This is a genomic window from Cellulomonas xylanilytica (genome assembly GCF_007989805.1).
Lineage (GTDB): Bacteria > Actinomycetota > Actinomycetes > Actinomycetales > Cellulomonadaceae > Cellulomonas > Cellulomonas xylanilytica.
Map to the genome: position 1 here is coordinate 507,035 of NZ_BJUB01000001.1, position 13,585 is coordinate 520,619.

Genomic DNA, 13,585 nt, shown 5'->3' on the forward strand with positions numbered 1-13,585 from the left:
GTGCATAAGAGGTCCGGTGCCCGACGAGCCCGCCGGTAGCATCGAGGGGCTCGCCGCCAGGGCGAGCAGCCACGAAGGAGGCTGTACCGGTGCCCGAGCTCATCACCCTCACCGTCGACGGGATCGCGACCACGGTGGAGCCGGGGACGACGGGTACCGACCTGTACTCCTCCCGGCGCGACGTCGTCGTCGCCCGCGTGGACGGCGAGCTGCGCGACCTGCACCTGCCGCTCGACGACGGTGCGGTGGTCGAGGCGGTGACCATCGACTCGCCCGACGGCCTGGCGGTGCTGCGGCACTCGGCCGCGCACGTGCTCGCGCAGGCCGTGCAGGAGGTCAACCCGAAGGCACGCCTCGGGATCGGGCCGCCGATCACCGACGGCTTCTACTACGACTTCGACGTCGACACCCCGTTCACCCCCGACGACCTCAAGGCGATCGAGAAGGTCATGGGCCGGATCGCCAAGGAGGGCCAGACCTTCCGTCGCTGGGACGTCACCGAGGAGCAGGCCCGCGCCGAGCTGCGCGACGAGCCGTACAAGCTCGAGCTCATCGGCCTCAAGGGTGACCCGCAGGCGGCCGACGGCGCGTCGGTCGAGGTCGGTCTCGGTGGGCTGAGCATCTACCAGAACGTGCGGGGAGCCGGCCGCGAGAGCGAGCAGGTCGTCTGGCAGGACCTCTGCCGCGGCCCGCACGTCCCCAGCACCCGGGTGCTGGGCAACGCGTTCCAGCTGACCCGGTCCGCTGCCGCCTACTGGCGTGGCTCGGAGAAGAACCCGCAGCTCCAGCGCGTGTACGGCACCGCGTGGCCGACGAAGGACGAGCTGCGCGCCTACCTCGAGCGCGTGGCCGAGGCGGAGCGCCGCGACCACCGCAAGCTCGGCAACGAGCTCGACCTGTTCTCCTTCCCGGAGGAGATCGGCTCCGGGCTGGCCGTGTTCCACCCCAAGGGCGGCATCATCCGCATGGAGATGGAGCACTACTCACGTCGCCGCCACGTCGAGGCGGGGTACTCGTTCGTCAACACCCCGCACATCACCAAGGAGCAGCTCTTCCAGATCTCGGGGCACCTCGACTGGTACGCCGACGGCATGTACCCGCCGATGACCCTGGACGAGGAGCGCGACGCCGAGGGCAACATCCGCAAGCAGGGGCAGAACTACTACCTCAAGCCGATGAACTGCCCGATGCACAACCTGATCTTCGCGGCGCGGGGCCGGTCGTACCGGGAGCTGCCGCTGCGGCTCTTCGAGTTCGGCACCGTGTACCGGTACGAGAAGTCGGGCGTCGTGCACGGCATGACCCGGGCGCGCGGGTTCACCCAGGACGACGCGCACATCTACTGCACCCGCGAGCAGATGAAGGACGAGCTGACCAGCCTGCTGACCTTCGTCCTCGACCTACTCAAGGACTACGGCCTCGACGACTTCTACCTGGAGCTGTCCACCAAGAACCCGGACAAGTCCGTCGGCTCCGACGCGGTCTGGGACGAGGCGACCGAGACCCTGCGCCAGGTGGCCGAGGCGTCGGGCCTCGACCTGGTTCCCGACCCGGGCGGCGCCGCGTTCTACGGCCCGAAGATCTCGGTGCAGGCCAAGGACGCGCTGGGTCGCACGTGGCAGATGTCGACCATCCAGCTCGACTTCAACCTGCCGGAGCGGTTCGAGCTCGAGTACACCGCGCCGGACGGCACCCGGCAGCGCCCGGTGATGATCCACCGCGCGCTCTTCGGGTCCATCGAGCGGTTCTTCGCCGTCCTCACCGAGCACTACGCCGGGGCGTTCCCCGCGTGGCTGGCACCGGTGCAGGTGCTCGCCGTGCCCGTCGCGGAGCCGTTCGAGGGGTACCTCGACGACGTGGTGAGCCAGCTGCGGGCACAGGGGATCCGGGCCGAGGTGGACCGGTCCGACGACCGGTTCGGCAAGAAGATCCGCAACGCCAGCACGCAGAAGATCCCCTTCGTGCTCATCGCCGGGGGTGAGGACGCCGACGCCGGCGCCGTCTCGTTCCGGTACCGCGACGGGCGCCAGGACAACGGCGTGCCCGTGGCGGAGGCGATCGAGCGGATCGTCTCGGCGGTGCGCGACCGCGTGCAGGTCTGATGGGCACCGAGTCCGCCGACGACCTCGCGGGCGTCCCGGACGGGTTCCAGCGCCTCTGGACCCCGCACCGCATGGCGTACATCGGTGGCCAGGACAAGCCCGTCGACCGCGAGCCCGGCGACGGCTGCCCGTTCTGCCGCATCCCGACGCTGAGCGACGAGGACGGTCTGGTCGTCGCGCGCGGTGCCGTGGCGTACGTCGTGCTCAACCTCTACCCGTACAACGCAGGTCACCTGCTGGTGTGCCCGTACCGGCACGTCGCCGACTACACGGAGCTGACGGAGCCGGAGGTCGCCGAGGTGGCGGCGCTCACGCGCACCGCCATGGAGGTGGTGCGCGAGGTGTCGGCGCCCCAGGGCTTCAACCTGGGCATGAACCAGGGCGAGGTCGCCGGCGCCGGCATCGCGGCGCATCTCCACCAGCACGTCGTTCCGCGGTGGTCGGGCGACTCGAACTTCCTGCCCATCGTCGCCCGCAGCCGAGCGCTCCCCGAGCTGCTGGGCGACACGCGGGCACGCCTGGCGGCCGCGTGGCCGACCACACCGAAGGGATGATCGCCACGTGCTGAACGGACTGCGCGGCGCCATGACGCGCTTCTTCACGCCCATCGCCAAGGGCCTCCTGCGGCTGGGCGTGTCACCGGACGCGGTGACCATCACCGGCACGCTCGTGGTGGTCGTCACCGCGCTCTGGGCGTTCCCGACCGGCCACCTGCTGCTCGGCACCCTCGTCATCGCCGTGTTCGTCCTGACGGACTCGCTCGACGGCGTGATGGCTCGGCAGGCCGGCACGTCCGGCCGGTGGGGCGCCTTCCTCGACTCGACGCTCGACCGCTTCGGTGACGGGGCGATCTTCGCCGGTCTGGTCCTGTGGTTCACCGCGGGCGGCGACGACCGGCTGAGCGCGGTCCTCGCGCTGGCGTGCCTCGTCCTCGGGTCGATCGTGCCGTACGCCCGGGCACGCGCGGAGGGGCTCGGCATGACCGCGTCCGGCGGCATCGCCGAGCGGGCCGACCGCCTGGCGCTCGTCCTGGTGGCCACCGCCGCGGTGGGCGTCGGCGCCCCCGACGTGGTCCTCACGGTCGTCCTGGGGCTGCTCACGGTGGCGTCGGCCGTGACGATCGTGCAGCGCATGAGCAAGGTGCACCGTCAGGCGATGGCGAGCGTGGCCGAGTGAGGGTGGACGTCGCGCGAGCCTTCGCCTTCGCCTGGAAGACGGCCGGCCGCCTGCCCGGCCCGGTGCTGCGGTCCCTGTTCGGCGCCGCGGCGGACGTCGCGTGGCTGCGCCGCGGGGGCGGTGTGCGCCAGCTCGAGAAGAATCTCGCCCGCGTCCGGCCCGAGCTGGACGCGCGCGCCCTGCGGCGGCTGAGCCGGGCGGGCATGCGCTCCTACATGCGCTACTTCGGGGAGTCGTTCGCCCTGGCGCGCATGGACAAGGAACGCATCGACGCGCGCGTGCGCGTCGTCGGCATCGAGAACGTCCGCGTCTTCACCGACAACGACCAGCCCATCGTCCTCGCGCTCGGGCACACGGGGAACTGGGACCTCGCCGGGGCGTGGTGCACGCGCGAGATCGCACCGGTCACCACCGTCGCGGAGCGGCTCGAGCCCGAGGAGCTGTACCAGGAGTTCCTGGCGTTCCGGGAGAGCATCGGGATCACGATCTTCCCGCTCACCGGCGGGGGAGACGTCTTCCGCGGACTGGTGCGTGCCGCCCGCCAGGGAGCGGCGATCCTGCCGCTGCTCGCCGACCGCGACCTCACGTCCAAGGGCCTCGAGGTGGACCTGTTCGGGCACCGGGCACGGGTGGCCGCAGGTCCGGCAGCGCTGGCGATCACGACCGGTGCAGCGTTGGTGACCACCGTCATCTCCTACGAGAGGCTGACGGGCGCCCAGCGGCGGGCGGCCGGCTCGCCGTGGGGCATCGTCATCCAGTTCAATAAGGCCATCGAGATGCCGGCGGACGTGCCGCGCGCCGACCGGGTCCGCGCGATGACGCAGGCGTGGGTCGACGAGTTCGCCGCCGGCGTCCGGCAGCACCCGCAGGACTGGCACATGCTGCAGAAGGTGTTCGTCGAGGACCTCGACCCCGAGCGGTACGCCGCCACCCTCGCGGCCCAGGGGAGCGCCGGGTGAGCGCCGACCGTGCCGAGCGTCCGCTCCGGGTGGGCATCGTCTGCCCGTACTCCTACGACGTGCCCGGCGGGGTCCAGTTCCACGTGCGAGACCTGGCCGAGGCGCTCATCGCGCGCGGCCACACCGTCTCCGTCCTCGCCCCGGCCGACGACGACACACCCATACCGGAGTACATGACGGCGGCCGGGCGTGCGATCCCCGTGCGCTACAACGGTGCCGTCGCCCGCATGACGTTCGGCCCGGTGACGGCGGCACGCGTGCGCAAGTGGCTCGCCGCGGGGGAGTTCGACGTCCTGCACCTGCACGAGCCGGTCACACCGAGCCTCGGCATGCTGGCGCTCTGGATCGCCGACGGGCCCATCGTGGCGACGTTCCACACCGCGCTCATCCGCTCGCGCCCGCTGCAGATGGCGTACCCGCTGGTGCGGCAGTCGCTGGAGAAGATCTCTGCCCGGATCGCCGTCTCCGAGGACGCCCGGCGCACGCTCGTGGAGCACATGGGCGGCGACGCGGTCGTCATCCCCAACGGCGTCTACGTCGACCAGTTCACGGCCGCGACGTCCGACCCGCGCTGGACGGGGACGCCCGAGCGCCCCACCATCGCGTTCCTGGGCCGGCTCGACGAGGCGCGCAAGGGGCTCCCCGTGCTGCTCGAGGCGGTGCCGCGCGTGCTCGCCGAGATCCCCGGCGCGCGCTTCCTCGTCGCGGGACGTGGGGAGACCGGTCCGGACGAGGTCCGCGAGCTGCTGGGCGACGAGGCGGCAGCCGCCGTCGAGTTCCTCGGCGGGATCTCCGACGAGGACAAGGCGAACCTGCTGGCGTCGGTCGACGTGTACTGCGGACCGCAGACCGGCGGGGAGAGCTTCGGCATCGTGCTGGTCGAGGCGATGAGCGCCGGCGCGACCGTCGTCGCCAGCGACCTCGGGGCGTTCTCGCGCGTCCTGGACGAGGGCGCCGCCGGGGTCCTGTTCCGGACCGGCGACAGCGCGGACCTCGCCGCGACGCTGGTCCGCGTCCTGCACGACGCCGACCTGCGGGCACGGGTCTCGGAGCACGCGCTCGAGGTCGTGCGCCAGTACGACTGGGCGACCGTGACCGACCAGGTGCTCGCCGTCTACGAGATGGTCGTGGCCGGTCGGGACGCGCCGGTGCGCGAGGACCCGTCGTCGGTGCGCGGGGCGCGGCTGCTGGAGCTGCGCAGGGGCCGGGGTGAGTCCCGATGAGGTGGTCGGAGATCACCGTCTACGTGACCATCGTGCTCGCGCTGGCACTGTGGTGGGTGTGGGTCGCGGCGTCGCGCCTCGACCGCCTGCACCGCAAGGTCGGTACGTCCCGGGCGGTCCTCGACGCGCAGCTGGTGCGCCGCGCGACGGTGGCGGCCGAGCTGGCCACCTCCGGCCTGCTGGACCCGGTGAGCTCGGTGCTCGTCGGTGAGGCTGCCTGGGCCGCGTTGTCGACGGGCACGGACGAGCTCCCTGCCGACCTGCTCGCGCTCGTCGGACCCGACGAGCTGCCCGTGGGCGGGGCCGCCCTGCTGGCGGTCGACCGCGGCGGGATCGAGAGCGAGCTGTCGGCGACGCTGCGCGAGGCGCTCGACGATCCCGACGAGGTGGCCGCCCTGCGCGCGGACCCGGCGGGTGACGAGCTCGTGGACCTGCTCGCGTCGTCCTGGTACCGGGCCCAGCTGGCACGCCGGTTCCACAACGAGGCCGTCGCGCAGACGTCGCGCGCACGACGCGGACGGCTGGTCCGCCTGCTGCGCCTGGCCGGGCACGCCCCGGAGCCCCGGAGCCTCGAGCTCGACGACGCGTGGCCGGAGAACCTCGGACGCCCCGGGACCCGCCGTGGACCGGTCGAGAGCGCCCCTCCCGCCTGAGACGGGGGCCCGGGACCACGTCCGCGACGGACTACGATTGACCGACCAGGCCGTCGAGGCGGCCGACCCCACACCGTACGAGGATCTGCGAGGCTCGACGTGACCAGCGAGAACAGCCAGCCCACCACCGCGACGCACGCCGGCGTCATCGGCACCGCCCGCGTGAAGCGGGGGATGGCCGAGATGCTCAAGGGCGGCGTCATCATGGACGTCGTCAACGCTGAGCAGGCGAAGATCGCCGAGGACGCCGGCGCGGTCGCCGTGATGGCGCTCGAGCGCGTCCCGGCCGACATCCGGGCCCAGGGCGGCGTGGCGCGCATGAGCGACCCCGACCTGATCGACGGCATCATCGAGGCCGTCTCCATCCCCGTCATGGCGAAGGCGCGCATCGGCCACTTCGTCGAGGCGCAGGTGCTCCAGTCCCTCGGTGTCGACTACGTCGACGAGTCCGAGGTGCTGACCCCCGCCGACTACGAGCACCACATCGACAAGTGGGCCTTCACGGTCCCCTTCGTCTGCGGTGCGACCAACCTGGGCGAGGCCCTGCGCCGCATCACCGAGGGCGCGGCGATGATCCGCTCCAAGGGCGAGGCCGGCACGGGCGACGTCTCCAACGCGACGACGCACATGCGCACGCTGCGTGACCAGATCCGCCGCCTCACCTCGCTCCCGGAGGACGAGCTGTTCGTCGCCGCCAAGGAGCTGCAGGCCCCGTACGACCTGGTCAAGGAGGTCGCCCTCGCGGGCAAGCTCCCCGTCGTCCTGTTCACCGCGGGCGGCATCGCGACCCCGGCCGACGCGGCGATGATGATGCAGCTCGGCGCCGAGGGCGTGTTCGTCGGCTCCGGCATCTTCAAGTCGGGCAACCCGGCCGAGCGCGCCGCCGCGATCGTCAAGGCGACCACGTTCTACGACGACCCGGACGTCATCGCCAAGGTCTCGCGCGGACTGGGTGAGGCCATGGTCGGCATCAACGTCGAGGACGTCCCGGAGCCGCACCGCCTCGCCGAGCGCGGCTGGTGACCCAGGACCCCGTCACGTCGGAGGCCGCGGACGAGTCGTCCGCGGCCTTCGCCGTCGCTGCCGACGTCCCGTCCCGGTCGAGCGCGCACGGCGGCGGCCCGGTGCACGGGCTCGGGCCGGAGTGGCGACGGGGCGACGACGGCCTGCTGTTCCGGGAGGCCGCGCGCGTCATCCTGCTCGACGAGGACGACCGGGTGCTGCTCATCCGTGGCCACGACGTCGACCAGCCTGACCGCAGCTGGTGGTTCACCGTCGGCGGCGGCATCGACGACGGCGAGGACTCTCTCTCGGCGGCCGTGCGCGAGGTCCGCGAGGAGACCGGCATCCAGCTCGCCGCGGCCGACCTGGTCGGGCCGGTGTTCACCAGGTCGGCGATCTTCGATTTCTTCGCCGAGCACTGCCGGCAGGACGAGATCCTCTACCTCGCGCGGGTGCCGGCCTCGGCGTTCGGCACGGTCGACCGGGCCGGCTGGACCGAGCTCGAGCACAACGTCATCGACGAGCTGCGCTGGTGGTCGCTGGACGACCTCGACACCGTGGACATCGAGGTGTTCCCCGAGCGTCTCGTCGACCTGGTCCGCGGCCTGCTGCCCGTGTGGGATGGCGAGACGCGGCACCTCGGTCTCGTCCGCGAGTAGCTCAGGTGACGGCGTTGCGCGTCGTCCAGGCCGGGTCGCGGTGCTCGCCGCGCTCGAGCACCTCGTGCAGGGCCCGGACGGCCGTGACCAGGTCCGTGTGCGTCAGGTACGGCGCGGCGACGCCGAGCCGGACGACGTCGGGCGTCCGGAAGTCGCCGACCACCCCGCGGGCCGCGAGCGCCTGCACGATCCCGTAGGCGTCCGGGTGCCGCAGGGCGACCTGCGACCCTCGGCGCTCGTCCGCCTCCGGTGAGGCGAACGCGGACCCCGGCACGACGTCGGCGATCGCGTCGCGCAGGAACCGGGTCAGGCTCAGGGACCGGGCGCGGACGTCGCCGATCTCCACGCCGTCGAACGCCTGCAGCGCCGCCTCGAGAGCGAGCAGCGACAGCATCGGCGGCGTCCCGATCCGGGCGCGCGAGATCCCGGGGGCGCCGACGTAGTCGTCGGCCATCGCGAACGGCTGCGCGTGCCCGTGCCACCCGGGGACCACGTTGACGAACGCGTCCTGGTGGCGAGCGGCGACGTAACCGTACGCCGGTGCGCCGGGTCCGCCGTTGAGGTACTTGTACCCGCACCCCACCGCGAGGTCCACGTGGTGCTCGTCGAGACCCACCGGCACCGCGCCGGCCGAGTGGCACAGGTCCCAGAGGACGAGGGCGCCGGCGTCGTGGGCCGCGGCCGTGATGCCCGGCAGGTCGAGCAGCTCGCCGGTGCGGTAGTCCACGTGGGACAGGACGACCACCGCGACGTCCGGGGTCAGCCGCGCGGCGAGCTCCGCCGGCGTGGCGTGCTCGACCCGCCACCCGACCTGGTCCGCCACGCCCGCGATGACGTACTGGTCCGTGGGGAACGACCCGGGTTCCGTGAGGACGACGGACCGACCGGGGCGCAGGGCGGCTGCGGCGTGCAGGGACTGGTGCAGGCGCACGCTCGTCGAGTCGCCCACCACCACCTGCCCCGGTGCCGCGCCGACGAGCCGACCGATCGCGTCCCCCACGCGCACCGGCGCGTCCCACCACCCGTGCGTGTTCCAGGACGCGACGAGGTCGTGCCCCCACTGCTGCTCGACCGCGTCCCGCACGGCGGCGGGCACGGACCGGGGGAGCGCGCCGAGGGAGTTCCCGTCGAGGTAGACCGTTCCCGGCGGCAGCAGGAACCGCTCGCGCAGGTCGGTCGCGGCGTGCGCGGCGTCGAGGGTCGCCGCGCGGGCGTCGAGCTCGTCGAAGGTCACGAGCCGCGAGCCTACGTCGCCACCGTCTGCGGCGGGCAGCCACCGCGCGTGCCCGGGGTCCCGGCCCGTGGTCGCGGCGCCGGCCGGGTCCGAGCCCCGCCTAGAATCGCCCGTCGTGACCGTGACCGTCGGAGTGCTCGCCCTGCAAGGAGACGTGCGTGAGCACGTGCACGCCCTGGAGTCCGTGGGTGCCCGGGCCGTGCCGGTGCGCCGCCAGCGGGAGCTCGACGCCGTCGACGCCCTGGTGATCCCCGGCGGCGAGTCGACGACGATCGACAAGCTCCTGCGGGCGTTCGAGCTGTTCGAGCCGGTCCAGCAGCGGCTGCGGTCCGGCCTGCCCGCCTACGGGTCGTGCGCTGGGATGATCCTGCTGGCCGACCGGGTGCTCGGCGGCATCGAGGGCCAGCAGACGCTCGGCGGCGTGGACGTCACGGTGCGCCGCAACGCGTTCGGGCGCCAGGTCGAGTCGTTCGAGACCGACCTCGACATCGCCGGCGTCGACGGCTCCGTCCACGGGGTCTTCATCCGGGCGCCGTGGGTCGAGGAGGTCGGCCCGGGCGCGACGGTGCTGGCCCGGGTGGAGTCCGGTCCGGCCGCCGGTAGGATCGTGGCGGTCCGCCAGGGGCCGTTGCTCGTGACCTCGTTCCACCCGGAGGTCACCGGAGACACCCGGGTGCACCAACTGTTCGTAGAGATCGTCCGCGAGAGCCTGTGACCGCCGGGGCAGCAGCCGGCGCGTGCCACAGGAGACGAAGGGGTAGCTGAAGCGATGTCGGGTCACTCCAAGTGGGCCACCACCAAGCACAAGAAGGCCGTGGTCGACGCCAAGCGGAGCAAGCTCTTCGCCAAGCTGATCAAGAACATCGAGGTCGCAGCCCGCACCGGCGGCGGTGACCTCGCGGGCAACCCGACGCTCTTCGACGCGGTCCAGAAGGCCAAGAAGAACTCGGTCCCCATCGACAACATCAACCGCGCGGTCAAGCGCGGCTCCGGCCAGGAGGCCGGCGGCGCCGACTACTCGACGATCATGTACGAGGGCTACGGCGCCGGCGGGATCGCGGTGCTGGTCGAGTGCCTCACCGACAACCGCAACCGTGCCGCGTCCGACGTGAGGGTCGCTTTCACGCGCAACGGCGGCCAGATGGCCGACCCCGGCTCGGTCTCCTACCTGTTCTCCCGCAAGGGCGTCGTCATCGTGCCCAAGGACGGCACCGACGAGGACGCCGTGATGGAGGCGGTCCTGGACGCCGGCGGCGAGGAGGTCAACGACCTCGGCGAGGCGTTCGAGATCCTGTCCGAGGCCACGGACCTGGTCCCCGTCCGGACCGCGCTGCAGACCGCCGGCATCGAGTACGACTCGGCCGACGTCGTCTTCTGGCCCGCCACGCAGATCGAGGTCGACGCCGAGGGTGCACGCAAGATCCTGCGCCTCATCGACGCGCTCGAGGACTCCGACGACGTGCAGAACGTCTACGCGAACTTCGACGCGTCCGACGAGGTCATGGCGGAGCTCGAGGAGGACTGAGCCGAAGCGCAGCGGAGGTCGAGGGGCGCGCGGAGCGTCACTCGGCGGCCCCTCCGTCGTGCCGGGCGTGGCCTCCCGGGATCGCGCCCGTCGGGCTGCGACCATGACGGCGTGCGCGTCCTCGGAGTCGACCCCGGCCTGACCAGGTGCGGCCTCGGCGTCGTCGACGGGCTGCCGTCGCGGCAGCTCGCCATGGTCGCGGTCGGTGTCGCCACGTCCGACGCGCTGTGGGACGTGGACCAGCGGCTGCTGTCGATCGAGCGGCAGATCGAGGAGTGGCTCGAGGAGCACGCCCCCGACGCGGTGGCGGTCGAGCGGGTGTTCGCGCAGCAGAACCTGCGCACCGTCATGGGGACCGCGCAGGTCGCGGGGATCGCCATGGTCGCCGCCGCCCGTCGTCGGATCCCCGTCGCGCTGCACACGCCCAGCGAGGTCAAGGCGGCGGTCACCGGGAACGGCCGGGCGGACAAGGCGCAGGTCCAGACGATGGTCCAGCGACTGCTGCGGCTCGACGTGCTGCCGCGGCCGGCCGACGCAGCCGACGCCCTCGCCCTCGCGGTGTGCCATCTATGGCGTCCGGCGGGAGCGCTCGGCACCCCCCAGCGCGCACCGGGGTCGCTGACGGCCGCGCAGCGCGCCTGGGCCACCGCCGAGCAGGCGGCCCGGCGCCGCGGCTGAACCGCGTGTCTTCGTACACCTGTTCGTCTGCGTGTGCCAGAGTGTCCGGCAGCAGACCCGTTCTCGACTGATGGAGGTGGCCGGTGATCGCGTCGGTCCACGGCACGGTGCAGGTGGTGCGGCTCGACGCCGCCGTGGTGGAGGTCGGGGGAGTGGGCCTGCTGGTGCACGCCACGCCGGCCACGCTGGCGGGGCTGCGGGTGGGGTCCACCGCGCAGCTGGCCACGTCGCTGGTCGTCCGGGAGGACGCGCTGACCCTGTTCGGGTTCGCCGACGCGGACGAGCGCGAGATCTTCGAGACCGTCCAGACGGTCAGCGGCGTCGGCCCACGGCTGGCGCTGGCCATGCTCGCGGTGCACACGCCGGACGGCTTGCGTCGCGCGGTGCTCGACGAGGACTTCAAGGCGCTGCAGCGGGTCCCCGGCATCGGCCTCAAGGGTGCGCAGCGGATCGTGCTGGAGCTCAAGGACCGGATCGGTGCGCCCGCCAGCGTGACGGCGCCCGCCGCGGCCGTCTTCGGCGGCGACCGGCGCGACCAGGTGGTCGAGGCCCTCGTCGGTCTCGGCTGGAACGCGCGGGCGGCGGGCGACGCCGTGTCGACCGTCCTGGAGGGGACCGAGGGGCCGGTGGCCGCCGACGAGGTCGCCGGGGTGCTCCGCGCAGCCCTGCGGACCCTGGGCGGCGGGCATGGCTGACGAGCACGAGGAGCTGGTGACCGAGCGGTTCGCTGCCGAGTCGCTGGTCCAGTCGGGAGCCGACGACCTGGAGCGTGCCGCCGAGGCCGCGCTGCGTCCGCGCAGGCTCGAGGAGTTCGTGGGTCAGCGCGTGGTGCGCGACCAGCTCTCCCTGGTGCTCGACGCCGCACGAAACCGGGGCAAGGCGCCCGACCACGTGCTGCTCTCAGGTCCGCCGGGGCTGGGCAAGACCACCCTCGCGATGATCATCGCGGCCGAGATGGGCGCCCCGCTGCGGGTCACCAGCGGCCCCGCCATCCAGCATGCGGGCGACCTGGCCGCGGTCCTGTCGTCGCTCGAGGAGGGCGAGGTCCTCTTCCTCGACGAGATCCACCGCCTGGCGCGCCCGGCCGAGGAGCTCCTCTACATGGCGATGGAGGACTTCCGGGTGGACGTGATCGTCGGCAAGGGCGCGGGTGCCAGCGCGATCCCGCTGACGCTGCCGCCGTTCACGGTCGTCGGGGCGACCACCCGCGCCGGACTGCTCCCGGCACCGCTGCGCGACCGCTTCGGGTTCACCGCGCACCTGGACTTCTACGCGGCCGACGAGCTCGAGCGGGTGCTCGTGCGGTCGGCGGGACTCCTCGGCGTGCCGTTGGATCCCGCGGCCGCGGCCGAGCTGGCGTCCCGGTCCCGGGGCACCCCCCGCATCGCGAACCGCCTGCTCAGGCGCGTGCGGGACTGGGCGGAGGTACGCGGCGACGGCACGTTGAGCCTCGTCGCAGCACGGTCCGCGCTCGACGTCTACGAGGTCGACGGGCTGGGCCTCGACCGTCTCGACCGGGCGGTCCTCACGGCGCTGTGCACGCGGTTCGGCGGCGGGCCGGTGGGCCTGACGACGCTGGCGGTGGCCGTCGGCGAGGAGCCCGAGACCGTCGAGACGGTCGCCGAGCCGTTCCTCGTCCGCGAGGGCCTGGTCGGCCGCACACCCCGTGGTCGCGTCGCGCTCCCGGCTGCCTGGACGCACCTCGGCCTCGAGGTTCCGCACCCCTCGGGCACGCTCTTCGGCTGATCCGCCCACATCGCGGAACCAGGACCGGACCCTGTGCGTTGGAGCGGCGAGCCGCTGCGCCTAGACTGCGGCGGACACACCACCCGATCGGAGCCGTACCGCTGTGGAACTCATCCTCATCCTGGCCATCGCCCTGGGCGCTCTCTGGCTCATGTCCAGCCGCACCCGCAAGCAGCAGCGCGCGGCGCAGGAGTTCCGGAACAACCTCGTCCCCGGCGACGAGGTCATGACAGCGTCGGGTCTGCTGGGCACGGTCGTGACCGTCGAGGACGACGTCATCACGCTCGAGTCGAGCCCTGGCGCGCACACGCGCTGGATCCGGGCCGCGATCGCGAAGAAGATCGACCCGCCGGTCGACGAGGTCGACGACGTCGAGGATGACGTCGACGACGAGCTCGACGAGCAGGACGAGGTGGTGACCGATGCCGACCGCATCAGCCGCGCGAACGACGACGTGATCGACGTCCCGGACGACCTGTCCTCGCTGCCGCCCGCCCGCAAGGACGGGGAGCCGGACACCAAGTAGACCGTTCGGTCCGGGTGACGACGCCCGGACCTCGACCCCACCGGCCGCCTGCGCGGCCGGTGCGCGCACGAGAGAAGAAACTCCGTTGGCTCCTCCTACACG

The 13,585-nt window shown here is 72.7% G+C and carries 15 protein-coding genes; 14 read left to right on the forward strand and 1 reads right to left on the reverse strand.

The window, feature by feature from the left end; translation table 11 throughout:
• The first annotated feature begins 89 nt into the window (after positions 1–89).
• The 8 genes from thrS to CXY01_RS02255 all read left to right on the forward strand — a co-directional run bounded on the left by thrS (position 90) and on the right by CXY01_RS02255 (position 7,774).
• Complete coding sequence (thrS, locus tag CXY01_RS02220; RefSeq protein WP_146925406.1) at positions 90–2,102, forward strand: threonine--tRNA ligase; 2,013 nt, start codon at positions 90–92, stop codon at positions 2,100–2,102.
• Entirely contained in the window at positions 2,102–2,656 is a 555-nt protein-coding gene (locus CXY01_RS02225) for an HIT family protein (RefSeq protein ID WP_146925407.1), read from the forward strand. Before thrS ends, CXY01_RS02225 begins: the two co-directional genes overlap by 1 nt.
• Before the next feature lie 7 nt (positions 2,657–2,663).
• A complete protein-coding gene (gene pgsA, locus CXY01_RS02230) occupies positions 2,664–3,278 on the forward strand; it encodes a phosphatidylinositol phosphate synthase (RefSeq protein WP_146925408.1) in 615 nt (204 codons plus the stop codon).
• Complete coding sequence (locus CXY01_RS02235; RefSeq protein WP_146925409.1) at positions 3,275–4,237, forward strand: phosphatidylinositol mannoside acyltransferase; 963 nt, start codon at positions 3,275–3,277, stop codon at positions 4,235–4,237. Before pgsA ends, CXY01_RS02235 begins: the two co-directional genes overlap by 4 nt.
• Positions 4,234–5,460, forward strand: a complete 1,227-nt coding sequence (locus CXY01_RS02240; protein ID WP_146925410.1) for a glycosyltransferase family 4 protein — start codon at positions 4,234–4,236, stop codon at positions 5,458–5,460. Before CXY01_RS02235 ends, CXY01_RS02240 begins: the two co-directional genes overlap by 4 nt.
• Positions 5,457–6,113, forward strand: a complete 657-nt coding sequence (locus tag CXY01_RS02245; protein ID WP_146925411.1) for a hypothetical protein — start codon at positions 5,457–5,459, stop codon at positions 6,111–6,113. The genes CXY01_RS02240 and CXY01_RS02245 overlap by 4 nt, the downstream gene beginning before the upstream one ends.
• Before the next feature lie 99 nt (positions 6,114–6,212).
• Positions 6,213–7,136 (forward strand): pyridoxal 5'-phosphate synthase lyase subunit PdxS, encoded by a 924-nt coding sequence (gene pdxS / locus CXY01_RS02250; RefSeq protein ID WP_146925412.1) that lies wholly within the window; start codon positions 6,213–6,215, stop codon positions 7,134–7,136.
• The gene (locus CXY01_RS02255) at positions 7,133–7,774 is read left to right on the forward strand and encodes an NUDIX hydrolase (protein WP_186813264.1); all 642 of its coding nucleotides are present in this window, start codon (positions 7,133–7,135) and stop codon (positions 7,772–7,774) included. Before pdxS ends, CXY01_RS02255 begins: the two co-directional genes overlap by 4 nt.
• A gap of 1 nt (position 7,775) precedes the next feature.
• On the opposite strand, the gene kynU is transcribed toward CXY01_RS02255, so the two are convergent.
• A complete protein-coding gene (gene kynU / locus CXY01_RS02260; protein WP_146925414.1) occupies positions 7,776–9,008 on the reverse strand; it encodes a kynureninase in 1,233 nt (410 codons plus the stop codon).
• A 115-nt stretch (positions 9,009–9,123) separates the two neighbouring features.
• Here kynU and pdxT point away from each other — a divergent pair, with 115 nt between their 5' ends.
• The 6 genes from pdxT to yajC all read left to right on the forward strand — a co-directional run bounded on the left by pdxT (position 9,124) and on the right by yajC (position 13,483).
• Positions 9,124–9,723 carry a pyridoxal 5'-phosphate synthase glutaminase subunit PdxT gene (gene pdxT / locus CXY01_RS02265; RefSeq protein ID WP_146925415.1) on the forward strand — a complete coding sequence of 200 codons (600 nt, stop codon included), beginning with the start codon at positions 9,124–9,126 and terminating at the stop codon, positions 9,721–9,723.
• A 54-nt stretch (positions 9,724–9,777) separates the two neighbouring features.
• Positions 9,778–10,533 (forward strand): YebC/PmpR family DNA-binding transcriptional regulator, encoded by a 756-nt coding sequence (locus tag CXY01_RS02270; RefSeq protein WP_146925416.1) that lies wholly within the window; start codon positions 9,778–9,780, stop codon positions 10,531–10,533.
• 111 nt (positions 10,534–10,644) lie between these two features.
• Entirely contained in the window at positions 10,645–11,211 is a 567-nt protein-coding gene (gene ruvC / locus CXY01_RS02275) for a crossover junction endodeoxyribonuclease RuvC (protein ID WP_146925417.1), read from the forward strand.
• A gap of 83 nt (positions 11,212–11,294) precedes the next feature.
• Positions 11,295–11,906, forward strand: a complete 612-nt coding sequence (ruvA, locus tag CXY01_RS02280) for a Holliday junction branch migration protein RuvA (protein WP_146925418.1) — start codon at positions 11,295–11,297, stop codon at positions 11,904–11,906.
• Entirely contained in the window at positions 11,899–12,957 is a 1,059-nt protein-coding gene (gene ruvB, locus CXY01_RS02285; protein WP_146925419.1) for a Holliday junction branch migration DNA helicase RuvB, read from the forward strand. The genes ruvA and ruvB overlap by 8 nt, the downstream gene beginning before the upstream one ends.
• 103 nt (positions 12,958–13,060) lie before the next feature.
• A complete protein-coding gene (gene yajC / locus CXY01_RS02290; RefSeq protein WP_146925420.1) occupies positions 13,061–13,483 on the forward strand; it encodes a preprotein translocase subunit YajC in 423 nt (140 codons plus the stop codon).
• The last annotated feature ends 102 nt before the right edge of the window (positions 13,484–13,585 follow it).